The organism is Megasphaera massiliensis (assembly GCF_000455225.1).
In the GTDB taxonomy this organism is placed as follows: Bacteria; Bacillota; Negativicutes; order Veillonellales; family Megasphaeraceae; genus Megasphaera; species Megasphaera massiliensis.
In genome coordinates this window covers 996,160-1,014,351 of the sequence record NZ_HF954537.1, presented here as the reverse complement: position 1 = coordinate 1,014,351, position 18,192 = coordinate 996,160, and the positions used below count along the sequence as shown (strand labels likewise).

General features: G+C 46.4%; 13 protein-coding genes. 11 read left to right on the top strand and 2 right to left on the bottom strand.

Annotated features, from left to right (window positions below):
• Nucleotides 1-544: 544 nt before the first annotated feature.
• The 10 genes from TX77_RS08095 to TX77_RS08050 all read left to right on the top strand — a co-directional run bounded on the left by TX77_RS08095 (nucleotide 545) and on the right by TX77_RS08050 (nucleotide 14,943).
• Complete coding sequence (locus TX77_RS08095; RefSeq protein WP_230198087.1) at nucleotides 545-2,008, top strand: hypothetical protein; 1,464 nt, start codon at nucleotides 545-547, stop codon at nucleotides 2,006-2,008.
• A gap of 18 nt (nucleotides 2,009-2,026) precedes the next feature.
• Nucleotides 2,027-3,601 (top strand): hypothetical protein, encoded by a 1,575-nt coding sequence (locus TX77_RS08090; protein ID WP_044504283.1) that lies wholly within the window; start codon nucleotides 2,027-2,029, stop codon nucleotides 3,599-3,601.
• Nucleotides 3,602-3,661: 60 nt separating this feature from the next.
• Complete coding sequence (locus TX77_RS08085) at nucleotides 3,662-4,066, top strand: tellurite resistance TerB family protein (RefSeq protein WP_044504281.1); 405 nt, start codon at nucleotides 3,662-3,664, stop codon at nucleotides 4,064-4,066.
• Between the two features lie 511 nt (nucleotides 4,067-4,577).
• Nucleotides 4,578-7,793 carry an autotransporter outer membrane beta-barrel domain-containing protein gene (locus TX77_RS08080; RefSeq protein WP_044504279.1) on the top strand — a complete coding sequence of 1,072 codons (3,216 nt, stop codon included), beginning with the start codon at nucleotides 4,578-4,580 and terminating at the stop codon, nucleotides 7,791-7,793.
• A 590-nt stretch (nucleotides 7,794-8,383) separates the two neighbouring features.
• Nucleotides 8,384-9,343, top strand: coding sequence for a helix-turn-helix transcriptional regulator (locus TX77_RS08075; protein ID WP_081651719.1), 960 nt, complete (start codon nucleotides 8,384-8,386; stop codon nucleotides 9,341-9,343).
• A 360-nt stretch (nucleotides 9,344-9,703) separates the two neighbouring features.
• Nucleotides 9,704-10,663: a helix-turn-helix transcriptional regulator gene (locus tag TX77_RS08070; protein WP_044504277.1), complete on the top strand. Its 960-nt coding sequence runs from the start codon at nucleotides 9,704-9,706 to the stop codon at nucleotides 10,661-10,663.
• 181 nt (nucleotides 10,664-10,844) lie between these two features.
• Entirely contained in the window at nucleotides 10,845-12,356 is a 1,512-nt protein-coding gene (locus TX77_RS08065) for a hypothetical protein (protein ID WP_044504274.1), read from the top strand.
• 118 nt (nucleotides 12,357-12,474) lie between these two features.
• Nucleotides 12,475-14,004: a methylmalonyl-CoA decarboxylase subunit alpha gene (gene mmdA / locus TX77_RS08060; RefSeq protein WP_044504273.1), complete on the top strand. Its 1,530-nt coding sequence runs from the start codon at nucleotides 12,475-12,477 to the stop codon at nucleotides 14,002-14,004.
• Nucleotides 14,005-14,016: 12 nt separating this feature from the next.
• A complete protein-coding gene (locus TX77_RS08055; protein ID WP_044504271.1) occupies nucleotides 14,017-14,493 on the top strand; it encodes a hypothetical protein in 477 nt (158 codons plus the stop codon).
• A 33-nt stretch (nucleotides 14,494-14,526) separates the two neighbouring features.
• Nucleotides 14,527-14,943, top strand: coding sequence for a biotin/lipoyl-containing protein (locus TX77_RS08050; protein ID WP_044504269.1), 417 nt, complete (start codon nucleotides 14,527-14,529; stop codon nucleotides 14,941-14,943).
• A gap of 88 nt (nucleotides 14,944-15,031) precedes the next feature.
• Here TX77_RS08050 and TX77_RS08045 read toward each other — a convergent pair whose 3' ends face one another.
• Nucleotides 15,032-15,436 (bottom strand): thioesterase family protein, encoded by a 405-nt coding sequence (locus tag TX77_RS08045; protein ID WP_044504268.1) that lies wholly within the window; start codon nucleotides 15,434-15,436, stop codon nucleotides 15,032-15,034.
• A 225-nt stretch (nucleotides 15,437-15,661) separates the two neighbouring features.
• Between TX77_RS08045 and TX77_RS08040 the strand changes: the two genes are divergently transcribed.
• Nucleotides 15,662-16,339: a hypothetical protein gene (locus TX77_RS08040; RefSeq protein ID WP_044504267.1), complete on the top strand. Its 678-nt coding sequence runs from the start codon at nucleotides 15,662-15,664 to the stop codon at nucleotides 16,337-16,339.
• A 68-nt stretch (nucleotides 16,340-16,407) separates the two neighbouring features.
• Here TX77_RS08040 and TX77_RS08035 read toward each other — a convergent pair whose 3' ends face one another.
• Nucleotides 16,408-18,063, bottom strand: coding sequence for an acetolactate synthase large subunit (locus TX77_RS08035; RefSeq protein WP_044504266.1), 1,656 nt, complete (start codon nucleotides 18,061-18,063; stop codon nucleotides 16,408-16,410).
• Nucleotides 18,064-18,192: the final 129 nt, after the last annotated feature.

The following is an 18,192-nucleotide window of genomic DNA, read 5'->3' as shown; positions in this document are numbered from 1 at the left end:
ATATCGAATTGGTTGCAGCATCAACGGAATCTTGAATTGTTTATCGATGACCAAGATACTGAGCGAAAAATGGGGCTGCCCGATTTAAAATCAAGACTATGGGGCGGACCTCGAACAGGGGCTGAAATAATCGAAGCTGCAGGTCAGAATTGTTCTGTCAAAAAAACGTTAAAATGAATAATTTCATTTTACATAGACAATTTATGTCTACTTGAAACTGTATAATATGATTAATAATTTATAAAATATACATAATAAAATGTGTTTATTTCATGATACATGGTATAATACATACTGTAAAATCTCAATTTGTAGTAATAAAGCAGGTAATGATCGGTAAAATTGTCAAATATAAAAAATGTGACAGCATATAGAAAAACCATCATATTTTATTTAATGGGATAATAAAAATATAAATATTGCGAATTTTATGCAAATTAAATGTTTCGAACAGGAGCAACTCTGAACATAAGAAGGAAGCAATAAGAATCATAAAATGTGAGGTTGGTTGTTGATCGATATACCAATGGAGATGAAAACAATTATGGGACTATGGAATCGCATTTTTCAAAAAAGAAATTTGGAACGGCAAGAGGGAACATCTGGTAAGGACTCTCATGATGAGCAGAAGCGTCAGAATGAGGATTCCCAGATAGGAAGTACGATAGCCGGTGTGGAAACGGCCCGGCAGGTTCAAGTCAGTGTAGCCCGAAAATTCGCGGTTCCGGATACATATACGGGAAATAGAAAGCTGTATGATGATCCCAATGCAAAAATTGCTGCCAAAAAGGCTCTTTTTAAAGAGGGTGCAGTGGTAAAAGACCCATACACGGGTGAATTCCTTGTATTGACGAAAAAAGAAGCGAAGCTCTTATATGGGGAAGATTGGGCCAAACATTTAGCAGAAAGCGACCATATAAAGGCCTTGGAAGATCTTTATAATGAAACCAAGGACAATCCTTGGTTAACTAATGAAGACCGAAGGGATGTTGCCAATTCAGAGGATAATATCCGCGTGACGTCTCGTCAATATAATAATGCCAAGAGGAGTCGTACGAATAAGGATTTTGTTGCAGATAGATCTTATAGAAAGAAAACCGATGTTAAATTAACGAGGGGCGGAGGCCAACGGGCTGTCCGTGATGAGGAAAATGCTGCAGCCAGCATTAATAGTCAACTCCGGCAAAAATCAATTGAAAATATAATTTCCACAGGGCACCAGGCTGGTACGCAGGTAGGTACTTCTGCTGGCGCTACGGCCGTTTCGATTGCAACGATAGAGAACATTGTACAGGTTATTAAAGGCAAAAAAAAGCCCGGAGATGCTATAAAAGATATTATTGTAAACGGGGGACAAGCTGCAGTTACAGGCTATGTGACTGGTGGAGGATTAACCATTTTATCCCAAACGCTGTCTCGTTCCTCTTCTAGCTTTATTCAAGGCCTGGTAAAATCAAATGTTCCAGGTATGGTGGTTACCTCCTGCATGGCTTTTGGTAATACACTAGATCGTTATGCAGATGGAAAAATTTCTACACAAGTATGTTTAACTGAATTAGGAGCTGACGGACTTCGGATGGGAGCTGTTGGCTATTCGATGGGGATGGGGCAGGCTCTTATTCCTGTTCCCGTTGTTGGTGCTGCTATTGGGGCCGCCGTAGGTACTGTTATGACGGGGTCTCTTTACAATATGCTTCTTGGGAGTTTGGGTGATACTGACGAGATTCGACGTCGGCAAGAACTTATATGTCAATGCCAGGAAGCGGCAGAACAAGCTCGCCAGTATCGAAGGGAACTGCAGGCTCATATGGATGCTTATTTTGCCGATTACGGCCAGTGTTTTGATGAAGCCTTGGCAGGCATTCGTTTTTCCTTTGCAGCCGGTGATGCTGATGGCGTCATTCGAGGCGCTAATCAAATTACTCGCAAGGTAGGTGGTACGGTTAAATATGAATCAGTAGAAGAATTTAAAACATTCATCGATGATGAGGAAGAAGACTTGTTTTAAAGTGAGGAGTTGATTTTTATGCCAATCCCTTTGTTGATTGCCGGAGCGGTTATTATTGCCGGCGTTGCGGCACATAGTAGAGCCAGTGATGTCAATGAAAAAGCGAGAAATATTGCAGACCAGGCATCGTCTATTTATAATAGTCAAAAGTTGAAAACTGAAAACGCTCAAAAGCAGGTGGTGCATGAACTCGAGAAAGTCGGTCGGCAAAAACAAATGATTTTACTGTACCCCATGAAGTCATTTTTAGAAACCTATGGCAGACTTAAAAAGGTAGGACTTATCAAGTCTCAGGGCATTGAAGAGCTGGAGAATTTGCCTCAATTTAATTTTGGCGATCAAGATGTACTGCAGCTTGAAAAACTGACCGATATCTATCAATCGGTTAAATCCAATACAGTAGAAGGAGCTGCTGCAGGAGCCCTGGCGGGATTAGCTGCTACCGGGACCGGAGGCCTCCTTTCTGCAGCTGGAGCTGCAGGAACTTTTAGTGCCGTCGGAGTTGCCGGTGCCGCTGTAGATATAGCTGGAACGGCCATCGGGGCCGTGGCAGCAGCTCCCATGGCATTGTTTGTTGCACCGGTCGCTGTTTTTACTGGCTTATCGGCTTTGTCGAACGCCAATGAAAACTTAAGTAAGGCACAGTCGAACTTAGCTCAGGCTAAATGGGCCTGTGAAGAACTGGAAACCAAGGCCGTCCTCTGCGAAGGGATTGCAAAAAAAGCGGATATGTTTGGAAAAATCATGCTGAACTTAACGGAATTATTTTCTCAATGTCTTGTACTGCAAAATGCTATTATACGGAAGAAAGATAAAAAGAAAAAAATGCTCAGCAGGGACGCTTTTACTGATGAAGAATTGAAGGTATTCGCTGTGTCACGCTCCTTGGCCGGCGCTTTGAAGGCCTTAATCGATGTGCCTATACTGGATGACGGAGAGATAGCCGAAGAAGCAGAGCAAAAATATCAGACTGTGTTGAAGTGCCTGCCTTCTTATGAAAATAATGTCAAGGAAATCCAGACTGCTGCTAAGAGGGTAAAGGTAAATGTTACAAAAGAGCAAAAACTGTTGCTGGGGCCTGTCGCTGATGCCATTATAGAAGCAAACCCGGACACGCTACTAAATAGACCAACCGGCTTATTGGCCAGTGGGTGGCTGAATAAGGCCTTTGTCTATACTATTAGACTCTTGGCTACCGCTTTGATGTTCCTTTCTTTATATATTGGAACGGAATCGATTTTATTCCAGTTGGTTTTATGTGTCATTATGTTTGGCCTAGGTGCACTTGAGTCAAGATACTCTTCTTGGTATAAGAAAAAGATACATCTTATAGGGAAAATCTGTATAGGTTTGGTGGGGCTTTACTTAATGGGCCATGGAGCTTCAGTGATTTGGAATCAAAGCAGATATTTGGCCGGCTTCGGATGGATACTGTTTGGAATCTATTTTGGAGCTGCCGGGATGATGTTAGGTGATAGTACTGAGACTAATAAAAAAGATGAATTAGATACTTACTCCATGGTTACTGCATGTCTTCCGCTGATGTTTTTCTTAATAGAAGTCGCAGGAAAAATTTTGGGCTGGATTTTTTAATGGAATAAAGGGCTTTTAAAAATTCAATATGTTTTCTCTGAAGCATATAAGGAGGTAAAAATGTATTTATCCATATTGACAGAAAAAGAAAAACAATTGTTTCTAAACCTGGCTTATACCTTGGCCTATAGTGATGGCGAATTTGGCGACGAAGAACAAATGCTTTTTGACGCTTATTGCAATGAAATGGGGACGACCTTTGATCGCCCTGAAACGGCGGTCAGTTTGCAGAAATTATTGGAATCCTTAAAAGTGGATATTCTTGAAAATAATAGAAAAGTCGTCTATTTTGAGCTCTTGGGCTTAGCCGTAGTCGACGGTAAATACAGCGAAGAAGAAAAAAAGGTAATGGATACAGTCCGTGAAATTTTTGGATTGACCTGTGAATTCGCAGACCAGTGCTATGATTTCCTGCAGCAGTATCTTCAGATGCAAGAACGTCTTACGACCTTATTACTGGGGTGATCGCAAAGAATGGCCCCCCTTTTTGGAAAAGTAAATAAACGCATCGTCTCGTTTCTGCCACTGGTTTCCGGTGGCAGTTTTTGATTTTTGAATGTATATTATTGCGATATTTGCTGAAAATATACATGCTTAAACACGACGTGATTTATTGCTTTTTTGTCTATTTTAGAGGAAGTATGTTTTGGGGGTAACTCTTGACTTTGGATGCTGGGTTTTTCACATTAAATTATTTCTATTCATTATAAATTAAAGTGATACGTTCTAATTTTTTTCTTAATCTGTATTAAATCATAGCGATAAGATGATTTTTTATCATTAGGTATTTAGTCAAATTCTAATGATGTATTAAAAAACACAGATAACAAACTTGAAATAGGAATATAATTCACTTAAAATATGATTATTAATGAGATAAAATATACAACTGATAGGGCAGTAAAAAGTAATGTTTATGAATAAACGTTGAATTACTTTAAACACGAACCGATTTTGTTGTGATGGGGTGGTATGTATGAGTGGTAAAAAACGTAAAAGCGAGTTATTGCGCGTATTGGTATTGAGTGCTTTATTGAGCACGACCTATCTGGGTGCGGCAGCGGCTGATTATCCCTTGACCGGCGACACCATTGAAGGGAAGCATGAGTTGCCGGCACTAGAAAATTTATATAAACTTGACGGGGAACAGAAAGTTACAGCTTTATCCGATGTTACCGTAGTTTCAAAAAGTACGGATGAAGGTAAAAGTGCAGTTATTATAAGCAGCACTACAAGTGCGAACAGTAGTCTGGATTTAGATATGAACGGCCATTCCTTAGCCATAGATGCTAAGACTTCAGGCATATATATAACGAAGGATAATACAAATGTAAATATTCATAACGCGAACAGTATTGAAGGTACGATTAATGATCATGATTTTGTAGTCGATATAAAAGGCAACGGAAGCTCCGTCAATTTTCAGGCTAATAATATAATCTTCAATAAGACTGAAGTTTATCCGGATACCCCGATGTTTGCCATGGGCAACAAGAATACATTATCTTTCAATGCCGGCAATGATATTGTGTTTAACAATTATGCCAGAGCCAATACCCTTGTTTCATATTCTGATGCTAAGATTCAACTGGAAGCGGGCCATAATATTACTTTCAATCATACTTATAGCGACACCGCGGCTGTACAGGGCCTGCCGATTTTGTATTTTGGGAATAATGCTGAAGCAACCATAACGGCAGGCAATGATATCAATTTCAACCGCAATCAATATGCTTATTTAATCGGTATGCAATATAACGGCAAAGCAGTCGTTACCGCTGCGGGCAATATTAATTTCCGTGAACAGACGCCGGGGTATCTGCCTGTTATGGCGATTGAACATGGTGCGAATATCGAACTGCAGGCACAGGCCATTACGGGGAATACGCAGCAAATCGTGTCAACTACTTATGGTTCGCAGGCGTTGCTCAAGGCGAACGAAATTAATTGGGTAGCCGAGGGAAGAGATATGTCTGATTATGCAGAGAAATACCCGTATAAGACCAGTATGCTCGTAGCCTACCGCAATGGTAGTAAGGTTGAATTACAAGCCGATAAGGCCATTAATTTATCAATCGGTGTACCCCATACCATGCTCTATGCTGAGAGCGGCAATATTGCTCTCAATGCCGGCGATTCGATTTACTTGCATTCCACCGGTGCAACAGATGAACGCTCTCAGGCCAACCTTCGCGTTCAGAATGGCAACATTAATTTGACTGCCGGTAAAATCACAGTAGAAAATGAAGGAGCTACCGCAGCCTATGCAGATTACTACGGCAATATTAATTTTAACGGCAGCACCGTCATTAACGGAGCCGGTACCGGTGCTTCGGCAGAATCGGATTTAGATCCTTGGGCAGAAGATCTTTCAAAGATTACTTTTGACGGCGATGTTATCATTGATGCTGCTGAAACCGGGGCCAGTGCCAAATATAACAGCGACGTCGTGTTCAACAAGGGGCTTGCTATCGATGCCAAAGACAATGCTTTCTATACGGAATCGGCCGGGCGAATCCAGGCTCTAGCCACTGGCGTCGATAAGGTTATTAAAGGGAATATGCAGGCCCTCAACGGTCAGATCGACGTTCTCTTAGATACGGCTGACTCATCCTTCACGGGTAAGACGGAATTACAGAATATTGAAAAAGTCTTTTCTTGGGATGATGAAGAAGAGTACGACGATGAGGATGTAGATGTCGATATCGATGAAGCTGATGACGAAGACAGTGAGGATGGTGGCGATTGGGAAGTCCCGTTCATCGATGAAACGCCGCACATCAATATTGCCCTGAAAAACGGTGCTGTCTGGAATGTCACCGGTGACAGTTCGCTGACGAATCTTGAAAATGATGCTTTCGTCAATCTGAGTGACGCTAATCGTACTGGCACCGGCCTTACGGCTCAGACCTTGTCCGGTACGGGAACCATGGTCATGGACCTCGATTGGACCAGCAATGGCGGGGCAAAAGAAAAGACGGTCAACAGCGATTATCTGACGGTTACGGAAAGTGCAACGGGCACGCAGGATTTGGTAAGTGACAAAGCTTCTATGCATCTCGATGCCATGGGCGTCAACGATCGCCTCTATTTCGCTACTTTGGCCAACAGCGACGCCGTCTTCACCAGCCCCATTACCCAGCGCAACGTACAGAAAGGCCATTTATACGATTACATCATCGGCATCGATTCGGAAACGACGACGGATACGACCGCTGCCGACACGATGGCTGACCGAGCGGCGACGGATACGACGACGGACTGGTTCTTCGGCACCGTCGGTTATACCGAAAGCCCGCTCGTTGAAACGGGCCGCATTAATTCGAATATCATGTACGACCTGGTCACCGACGTCGATACCTTGAACAAACGTATGGGCGATGTTCGTCAGATGAACACCGATCCCGACGGCTGGTGGGCCCGCACGACCTATGCCCATCAAGGCCGTGATTTCTATTCCGGTCACAGCAACCGCTTTGAACTGGGGAAAGACTTTGTCATGACTCGTGACGATGGCAGCACGGTTCATCAAGGTGCCGTCTTTACCTACCTTCGCAGCAGCGATTCTTTTGACAACGGAAACGGGAAGTACAAACGTTACTCCGGGTCCCTCTATCACACTTGGCTCGGAAACAACGGCCAGTACGTCGACGTCGTCGGCCGGATCGGCAAGGTCATGGGCAACAGCCACACCTTCCTAGTCAATGGCACTCAGTCGGACAGCTCCTTCGGGACCTGGTACCAACAGGCCAGCGTCGAAACGGGCAAAACCTACGATCTGGAAGACGGCTGGTATTTTGAACCCCAGGCCCAGTTGCAGTATACCCACATGAACAGCAAGTCCTACACCAGCAGCGACGGCATCAACCACGACTTAGACAGCGTCAACAGCTTCATCGGCCGTCTGGGCTTCCGGTTGGAACAGAAGATGAATGATAAGGCGTCTTGGTACGTAAAAGGCGACATCCTCCACGAATTCTCCGGTGACGGCGGCATGCAGTTCACCTCCGTCGATGGCTTGGAACGAATCAATTATTCCCGCGACGGTAAGGATACCTGGTATGACTTAGGTGCGGGCCTTACGGCTGAATTGAGCCCGGCCAGCAGCTTATGGTTTGAATTTGAACGCAAATTCAGCAGCACCTACAGCAACGATTGGGAATTCAACGGCGGTATCTCCTGGAAATTCTAAGTTGTTAGCATTCGTTTTACCTGTTTCATAAGATAAAAAGCATCTCTTTCTTTGTCGATGTGCAGAGAGGGGGATTCGTTTGGCCTGATTATAAATATACCGTTTGCCTAGCAAAAGTCATGAATCTTGGAAAATCTAAGATTCATGACTTTTTTTTGTCGATTATTTTTTCATCATGACAGGACCTGTCTTTGTCAAATGATAAGATAAAGATAAGTAAAAATATAGAGGGTAAGGAGTAATCGTGTATGGAAATTCAATTCGTATTTTTGGGGAGTAAAATTCAGCGGTTTAGTTCTCAGGAGATATCGCTTTTCTACGTCTGGGGGGCAAGCGTTGAGGACTCTCGTTTTATATAAATTATAGAAAAATTAGTGCTGAGGTTTTGTCGGCAAGATACGAAGAGGTTGCCTGTCGATGAATTGCAGGATGTAATTCATCGCGCATGATGGGAGGAGTCATAATTATTTGCTCATCACTCCCGACAGAAGGGGATACGTATCAGAAAAGCTGAACGATATTAAGGTGGGAAATATCTTGTCCGATGATGTAACGAGTTATTTTCTGTCATAATGAAAGAGATGGTAGGTATGAAGGAAGATAAAGTTTCACGAGTATTATCACTATATTCGCAATTAATGGAAGGGCGGATTATTAAGAAATCCGTAGCGGCCCAAAAATATGGCGTCAATGAGCGCAGTATTCAACGGGATATTGAAGATATCCGGGCCTTTTGCCGCAACTGTGTGGCCCTTGGCGACAGCATGCCCGGTGACTTGATATACGATTATATTGAAAAAGGATATCGCTTGGAACGTAGGCAGGCACCGAAACTGTCCAATAGCGAAGTCCTGGCTTTGTGTAAAATCCTGCTCGATAGTCGGGCCTTCGTCAAGACTGAGATGGCGGATATTCTGCACAAGGTCATCGCTTGTTGTGTACCCGAATCGAATCAGGCCTTGATTACAAAGCTTGTTAATAATGAAGCTTTTCATTACGTTGAGCCGCGGCACCGGACGAGTTTTCTCGACACTATGTGGCAGCTTGGCGATGCCATCCAGCAGCACCGCTACGTCCATATCTCCTATGGACGGCTGAAAGATCGGAAAGTCGTCGAACGGCGACTGAAGCCCTTGGCTCTGCTTTTTTCGGAGTATTATTTTTATCTCATCGCCTTCATAGACGACAGTAAGATTCAGAAAATCTATGAAAGCGCCCGTGATATGACGCCGACCATTTACCGGCTGGACCGGATCAAGACCTTGGAGGTAGAAAAGGACATCTTCCGCATCCCTTATAACCGGCGATTCCAGGAAGGGGAATTTCGCAAGCGCGTCCAGTTCATGTACGGCGGTCCCTTACAGCGCGTGACCTTTACCTATACTGGCGGTGATATCGATGCCATTTTGGATCGTCTGCCGACGGCTAAAATCCTGAGCGAAGATAGCGGAACATATCGGATCGAAGCTGAAGTATACGGCAAGGGTGTCGAGATGTGGCTTCGTAGTCAGGGGAAATACGTCAACGATGTTCAGATTAAAGAAATATGACATCGATTGTATTTCCTGTTAGCCCATAGGAGATAATCGCGTTTAAAACGCATAACCGGATTAATAATTTATAAAATATAATATAATGAAGCGTGTTTGTTTTGTAATATATGATATAATATATAATATAATATGGTCTTCACTGGTCTTGCAGAGATAATCCGTTTTTCGTCAGTCGAATTATCCCGATTATTATTGGTACGTATTGGAACCAGCCTATAATTAGGACCTTCAGAAGTGAAGGCTGACATTGGAATTTGGCATACGATCTTGAAAAAATGCATCTGTTATTAAATGATTGTGAACAATTACGATATGAAATTACGAGGGATGAGCAAATCGGATAGGGCGTGATGCGTTGTGAAAAAGGATAAGGTTTCACGTGTATTAGCGTTATATTCACAGTTACTGGCCGGTCGGACGGTACAGAAGTCAGAAACGGCGCAGTACTATGGGGTCAATGAGCGCAGCATTCAACGCGATATTGAGGATATCCGCTTGTTTTGCCGCGACGGGATGGCCCTGCGCGACGGTGTTGTTTGCGATGTGATCTATGATACTACGGAAAAAGGATATCGGATGGAAGGCGGACAGTTGCCGAAGTTATCCAATAGTGAAGTCCTGGCTTTATGCAAGATTTTGCTCGACAGTCGGGCTTTCGTCAAAACCGAGATGGCGGACATGCTGCACAAGGTCATCGCCTGCTGTGTGCCCGAATCGAATCAGGCCTTGATTACAAAACTGGTCAATAATGAGACCTTTCATTACGTCGAACCGCGACACCGGACGAGTTTTCTCGATACGATGTGGCAGCTTGGCGAGGCTATCCAGCAGCATCGCTACGTTACTGTTACCTATGGCCGGATAAAGGATCGGAAAGTCGTCGAACGGCGGCTGAAGCCCTTGGCTCTGCTTTTTTCGGAGTACTATTTTTATCTCATTGCCTTCATCGACGACAGTAACATCCAGAAAATCTATGAAGGCGCCCGGGATATGACGCCGACTATTTACCGCTTGGATCGGATCAAAAACTTGACGGTAGAAAAGGACATTTTCCGCATTCCTTACAACCGGCGCTTCCAGGAAGGGGAGTTCCGCAAGCGCGTCCAGTTCATGTATGGGGGCCCCTTGCAGCGCGTGACCTTTACCTATACCGGCAGCGATATCGATGCCGTATTGGACCGTCTGCCGACGGCTAAAATCCTGAGCGAAGAAAACGGTACCTATCGGATTGAAGCTGAAGTATACGGCAAGGGTGTCGAGATGTGGCTGCGAAGTCAGGGAAAATACGTCCGCGATGTCGAGATAAAAGAGATATGACAGCTGTGAAGGCGTTGATAATTTATTTTTGGATAAAAAGAGATTGTTCATGACGATGCCGTTGTGGACAATCTCTTTTGGTTTTTACAGAACCTTGTTATAATAAAATAAAGCTCTCATTTCTGCCGATGGCAGCAGAATTTGTTTCGGATTCGTTATATTTTGGAAAGCAGGTGTCGCCGTGCTCTTATTTTCAACTATCTTACAAATAAATAAGAAGATGACTAAAGAGGCGTTTATTCGCTTAGTCGTCGAGTGGAATCAAAAAAGCAACTACCCGGAGAATATTATTCCCAATCTGGTATGGGATGGTCAGTACAATACGTCTTATGGAACGGAGTCGCTGCTTCTCGACATAAAAGAATACCCTAAGGAGCATATTGTCGCTGTCCGTTACGAAAAGCGCGACAAAGAAGGCGTCATTTGGGATTCTGACTATATCATGAATTTTAAGGATATGAAGATGTCCATTCGCTTAGATCGGAGTTATCTGGAAGAAGCGCTGAAGGTCGACCCGGAATTTTCGACGCCTCACTTCATTTCCATGCTCATTGAGGGCGGTTATTTAAAAGCCGATAACGGCTTAGAGGTACGGCGGACGCCGATTATCATCGATGAGGATAATCTCGATATAGCTGTCGATATCATGACCGGGAAGCGTCGGACTCGTCTGCCCGTCGTCTTCGTTTCTAAGACGTCGGACAATGAAGATCCCATTGATGTAAAGGCCTTGGCGGGACGACTAAAGGGAGCAGCCCACGTCTTGGTCCAAGGCGATTATGGGACGGAAGCCGCCCTTCAGGAACGCAGCGGTGATGAGAAATTAGGTAATGGCGGCATCGATATTTATTTCCCCAATCCTGCCGTTGGCCATAAACGATATATCTATCGCCGCAATCCGGACTATGACACTCAGATGACGGAAAAGATCATTGAAAGGGTCATCCAGTACGGCAATGCCAAACGGGTGTCGCCACTTTATGTCTGGGCCGGTGTCACCGGTGCCATTTATGAGAATCAATATCTGAAGTCCAAGGAGGCCTATGCGGCAGCCGACAAGGAACGCCATGAGGCTCTGTATAAACTCCTTGCCTTACAAGGCCGGTATAAAGAAAATGAAAAATCCATGCGTGACAAGGCCTATGCTGAAGCTAAATTGGAAGTTGATCAGCTGTTAGAGAGTTTTGACGAGGAGAATCGCAAGTTGCGGGAGGACAATGAACGCCTGCGCTGCGAAAACGTACAACTGGCCTATGAAAACCAGGTCCTGCGTTCAAAACTTGATTCTCAGTCGAGGGTTCCTGTCCTGCTCATGGGGGATGAAGATGACTTCTATGCCGGCGAAATAAAGGATCTGCTGTTAAAAACCTTGGAGGCCAGTTTAAACAACCTTTTGGCAACTGGTACGCGTCGATACGATGTGGTGAAAGACATCATTGAGTCCAATGACTATCAGCGGAGTAGTGAAAAAAGGGCTGCTGAGGTGAAACAGATGCTCAATAATTATAAAGGAATGACCTCAAAAGTGCAGCGAGGCTTTGAAGAGCTGGGCTTTCAAATTCAGCATGACGGGGGGCACTACAAGACGATTTACTATGGCGATGACCGCTACATCATCGTTCATGCGGCGACTCCCAGTGACGGGCGGGCCGGGAAAAACAATGCGTCTGATGTCATCAAAAAGGTATTTTGATTCACGTTTCCGATAAGAAAATGGCTAACTTGAGCCGTTGAAAGGAGGAAGATTTGTAATAATCGGTTATTCCATGGTATAATTAAATGCTATAAATTTATGTACGGGAGGTATATGAATGGCTACAGGTCAGGAAAAGATTGACCAGCTCCGGGAAAAGCTCGCAAAAGTCGAGCTCGGCGGCGGTCAGAAGCGAATCGATTCGCAGCATAAAAAAGGAAAGTTGACGGCCCGCGAACGGCTGGCCAAGCTGTTTGATGAAGGCAGCTTTACGGAAATGGGGCAGTTTATCCATCATCGCGGTACCCATTTCGGCATGCAGGAAAAGGAAATTCCCGGTGACGGCGTCGTTACCGGTTATGGTACGGTGCGGGGCCGGTTGGTCTTTGCCTATGCCGAAGATTTTACCGTTGAAGGCGGATCCCTTGGCGAAATGCACGCCCATAAGATTGCCCAGATGCAGGAAATGGCCCTCAAGATGGGAGCCCCTGTCATCGGTATCAACGATTCCGGTGGCGCCCGCATTCAAGAAGGCATTGACGCTTTGTCGGGCTTTGGCCGTATTTTTATGAACAACACATCGGCGTCCGGCGTTATTCCCCAGTTGGCCGTCATCATGGGCCCTTGTGCCGGCGGTGCCGTCTATAGCCCGGCCTTGATGGACTTCGTCTTCATGGTCAAGAATACGTCCAATATGTTCCTCACCGGCCCGGCCGTTATCAAATCGGTTACGGCCGAAGAAGTCACGGCAGAAGAACTGGGCGGTGCCATGACGCACAACTCCATTTCCGGTGTTGCTCACTTTGCCTGTGAAAGCGAAGACGACTGCTTTGAAAAGATCAAGGCTCTCCTCGACTTCCTTCCCAGCAATAACATGGAAGAAGCACCGGTTGTCGATTCCAACGACGATCCGAATAGGGAAGACGAAAGCCTTAATTCGGTCATTCCTGACGACAACAATGTACCCTATGATATGCTGGACATCATTCGTTCCTGTGTCGACGACGGATACGTTTTCCAGGTCCTTGAAAATTATGCTTTGAATATCATTACCTGCTTTGCCCGCTTCGACGGTCAGACTGTCGGCATCATCGCCAACCAGCCGAAGTTCCTGGCTGGCTGCCTTGATATCAATGCGTCGGACAAGGCCGCCCGCTTTATTCGATTCTGCGACAGCTTCAACATCCCTGTCGTCACCTTCGTCGACGTACCGGGATTTTTGCCGGGTACCAACCAGGAATACGGCGGCATCATCCGCCATGGCGCCAAAATGCTCTACGCTTACTGTGAAGCGACGGTGCCCAAGATTACCGTCGTTACCCGCAAAGCTTATGGTGGTGCCTATATTGCCATGTGCTGCCGTCAGCTCGGTGCCGACATGGTCATGGCCTGGCCGTCTGCCGAAATCGCCGTCATGGGGCCTGACGGTGCTGTCAACATCATCTTTAAAAACGATCCGGACAAAGAGCAGAGAAAGCAAGAATATATCGACGAATTCTTGTCGCCTTATAAGGCTGCTGAACACGGCCAGATCGACTGCATCATTGAACCGAAGGAAACGCGGCCGCGCATCATCAGTGCCTTGGCCATGCTCTACAGCAAGCGTGAAGAACGGCCGGCCAAGAAACACGGCAACATGCCGTTGTAAGGAGGTGGCCGTATGTTAGAAATCCTGTTTGCGGCGATCGGTGTCTTAATCATCCTGATCTTGGTGCTGAGCCGATACTACGATACACGCTTCCGGGCTTTAGAAAGAAAGATGGAAGACATGACTGCCTTTCAGCAGAGTGTCAAAGATCTTTCTGAAGCCGTCTATGATTTAAAATCCGCTGAAAAGAAGGAAACAAAGACACAGCCTGTCTCTGAGACTAAAGACACTGCCAATTCCATCGTTCCCGTTGGCCAGCGTCAGCCGGCTGTTGTCGAAGCCCGTCCGCTGGCTACGGTGCCTGAAAGTCGAGAAATCTCTGATTCCGACGAACTCTCTGACGACGTCGTCGCCGTCATCATGGCAGCCGTTGCGGCTTACGGATATTCGCCGGCAGGGATTCGCTCGATCCGGCTTTCGCATCGCGGATATAAACGCCATCGGGAAAATTGGGCTATGGCAGCCCGCCTGGGTGGTATGAAACGTTAAGGAAAAAGTCTTTGAATCCAGGAGGATATGGATATGAAAAAGTTTAAGATTACAGTCAATGGCAAGGCATACGAAGTTGAAGTAGAAGAAGTAGGCGGCTCAGCTCCGGCAGCCCCGGCAGCACCTGTACAATCGGCTCCGGCAGCACCGGTAGCTCCTGTGGCACCGGCACCGACTCCGGCAGCACCGGTACAGTCTCCGGCCCCGGCCGTAGGCGGCCCCATCCCCGAAGGTGCCATCACCGTAAAAGCCCCGATGCCGGGCAAGATTTCTGCCCTCAAAGTCGAAGAAGGAACGGATGTCAAACGCGGCGACGTCCTCCTCGTATTGGAAGCCATGAAGATGCAGAACGACATTACGGCAACGGCTGACGGCAAGCTTCATGAAATGCGCGTCAAAGTAGGGGACAATGTCAAAACCGGTGACGTCTTGGCCGTCATCATGGCTTAAGGAACACCAGATTGACAAACGAATTATGATACAAAAGAGGTCCGCCGGCTTTTTGCTGACGAACCTCTTTTTTGTGTGTGTATGCGTTTTATTTGGCAGCGGCTTTTTTGGCTTCTGCTTTGGCTAAGAAGGGAGCCGATTCGATGATGAAGCGTTCGTGGGTAGCTTCGCCGACGAGGCCGGCGTCGTCATGGGCTTCGATCTTAAAGGTCAGTTTTTTGCGGTCCTGTTCGATCAGTGTCGCTTTGGCCGTAACGGTCAGGCCAATCGGCGTGGCGGCGACGTGTTTGACGTTCATAGCGATGCCGACAGTGTTATACCCTTCCGGGAGCTGGGGATCGCAAGCGTTGATGGCTGCATTTTCCATGAGAGCTACTAAGGCCGGGGTAGCATAGACCGGCGATTTGCCGCTGCCAAGTTTAATGGCCGTATTATCTTCCGTGCATTTTTCAGAAACTTCAGCTGCTGAGTTTTTTTTGATATCAAATTCCATCTTTCATAACCTCCTTGATGTAGGTAAGAATATGCCTGAATCGTATCGATAAAGGTAATTTACATAACCATATCATATCACATTTTATTCTTTTTTGACAGCAAACTGTTTGATTAAATAGGGACAGGTCCGGGGCTGTCATCAATTAGAACGGGTATTTTTGACAGAAAAAGCGCCATAGGATACAATAAAACTATATTTTTCAGAGGAATGGGGAGTGACATAATGAAACTGAAAGGAATATGTCTGATTGCAGCAGCGGTCCTGTCTATCGGGACGGCGTCGATGGCGAAAGACAAGGGCACCTTGACGAAGTTTCCCAATTGGGGCGTCATTACCGTGCCAAGCGATATATACATGCAGAAGGGGACTCAGCCCATGCTGACGGCAGCCGATGCCGGCAATGACGTGACGGCCTTGTTTGAAAAGATTTTTCCCATCCAGGCGGAAACCTATCAGGTCGTAAAGAAGGATGATGCCGATTTTCAGTATGCATACTTGATGCATTATACGGCAAGTCTCTGGGATGTCCGGGCAGCTGTTTACGGGGAAAACCGGGAAAATGCTTACTTGCGCGATATCGGCGGCCGTCCTGATCCGAAGACCTTGATGGACCGGCTCAACCAAAATATGGCCAGCCGTCTGCCCGACGGTTTTCGCCTGGCGGCACCGGTTACGGCTAAAAAGTATAAGGGCCGAGTCTTTTATGAATGGACCGTTGAAAAATCGCTGGTTATTAACAGCAACGCCTTTACGGAAACAATCCACGGTCTTGCCTGGCAGCACGGCGATACGATGGAAATTGCCGTCATCTTAGGCAATGTCGCTAAATCCGGTGACGACGATATCATCAGTACCGTGACCGACATGCTGAAAGACGCCAATAAGATGCCGAAAAAATAAGGATGACTTAGGGAATAAAAATGCCTTGCATGAGTGAAAAAATTGCATCATGCAAGGCTCTTTTCGATTTATAAGGTTTTCATCAAGTGCTCGAGATGGGCTGTGAGCTTCATGTTTTCTTCGTAGTCGATGGGGCAGTCGATGATGACCGGTTTATCCTGCTGGAAGGCCTTTCTCAAAGTCGGCAGGAGGTCTTCTGTTTTTTCGATGCGGTAGCCGATGGCGTGGAAGCTTTCGGCCAGTTTTACGAAGTCAGGATTGGTGAAGTCGACACATTCGTGATGGCCGTACTGCATGTCCTGTTTCCATTTGATGAGGCCGTAGCTGCTGTCATTGAAGATGAGGGTTACGAAGTTCGTTCCCAAGCGGTAAGCCGTTTCAAATTCTTGGACGTTCATCAAGAAGCCGGCATCGCCGGTGATGGCCAGCACTTTTTTGTCGGGGTGGACGAGTTTTGCTGAAATGGCGCCGGGAACGGCGATACCCATGGTGGCAAAACCGTTGGAAATGAGGCAGGTATTCGGTTCATAACAGTTGTAATGGCGGGCGATCCAGACTTTGTTGGCACCGACGTCGGAGATGACGATGTCGTCTTTATCCATGATCTTGCGGCAGTCGATGAGGGCTTTTTGCGGCTTGACCGGGAAGGACATGTCTTCCGCATAGCTTTCGTGTTCGGCGACCATTTTTTGACGGATGTCGAGGAATGCACGCGGTTCCGGAAGGCGAGCGGCCTTTTCCATGATGCGTTCCAAGGAATCAGGGATATTGCCGACGACTTCGACCTGGGGCTGGTATTTTTTATTGATATCAGCCGGCATGGTGTCGATGTGGATGATGTCGGCGTTGGTCAGATGCCATTTGGCCGGGGCGTATTCGATGATGTCGTAGCCGACGGCGATGACCAGGCTGGCCTTTTCGAGGATTTTCGTTTGATAGTCATCCATGGGAATGCCGACGGTCCACATGGAATATTTGTTGTCAAAGGGAATGGCCCCTTTGGCCATCATGGTATTGACGACCGGCAGCTTGAGTTTTTCGGCAAAGGCCGTCAGCTGTTTAGCGGCATGACTGCGGATGACGCCGCTGCCGGCCAGGATGACCGGATTCTTGGCGTAGGAAATCATAGAAGCCGCCATTTTGATCTGCGATTCTAAAGCCGTTTCCGGCTGGATCGTCTTGTGCTGCAGTGGTTTTTCATCGTCTTCGACGGGCATTTCACTGATGTTGACCGGAAGGTCGATGAAGGTGGCACCCGGTTTTTCACGTTCGGCATATTTAAAGGCCAAGCGGGTGATTTCGGCCATCGTATCGGGGCGGACGACGGTATAGGACCGGCGGGTGATGGGTTCGAACATGGCCCGAAGATCGAGGTACTGATGAGCCGTGATGTGCATCTTGTCCGTTCCGACCTGGCCGGAGATGGCGACGACAGGGGCTCCGTCGCAGTCGGCATCGGCGACGCCGGTGATGAGATTGGTAGCTCCGGGCCCGAGGGTTGCCATGCAGACGCCGGCCTTGCCGGTCAGTCTGCCGTAGACATCGGCCATGAAGGCCGCGCCCTGTTCATGACGGACGGTGATGAATTCAATCTTTGAATGCTCCAAGGCATTGATGATGGCTAAGTTTTCTTCACCGGGAATACCGAAAATATAATGGACGCCTTCTTCTTCCAGGCATTCGATGAGAAACTCTGCCGTATTGCGCATCTTTTTTTGTACCATTCCGAGAACACTCCTTTAAAGGTAATGGATAAATTAAAATTGCTGTTGTAACCTGTATTATAATATGGGACAGAACCTTTTTCAATGACTTCCTTGTATTATCAGGATGTACAATTCAAGGCAGCTGGA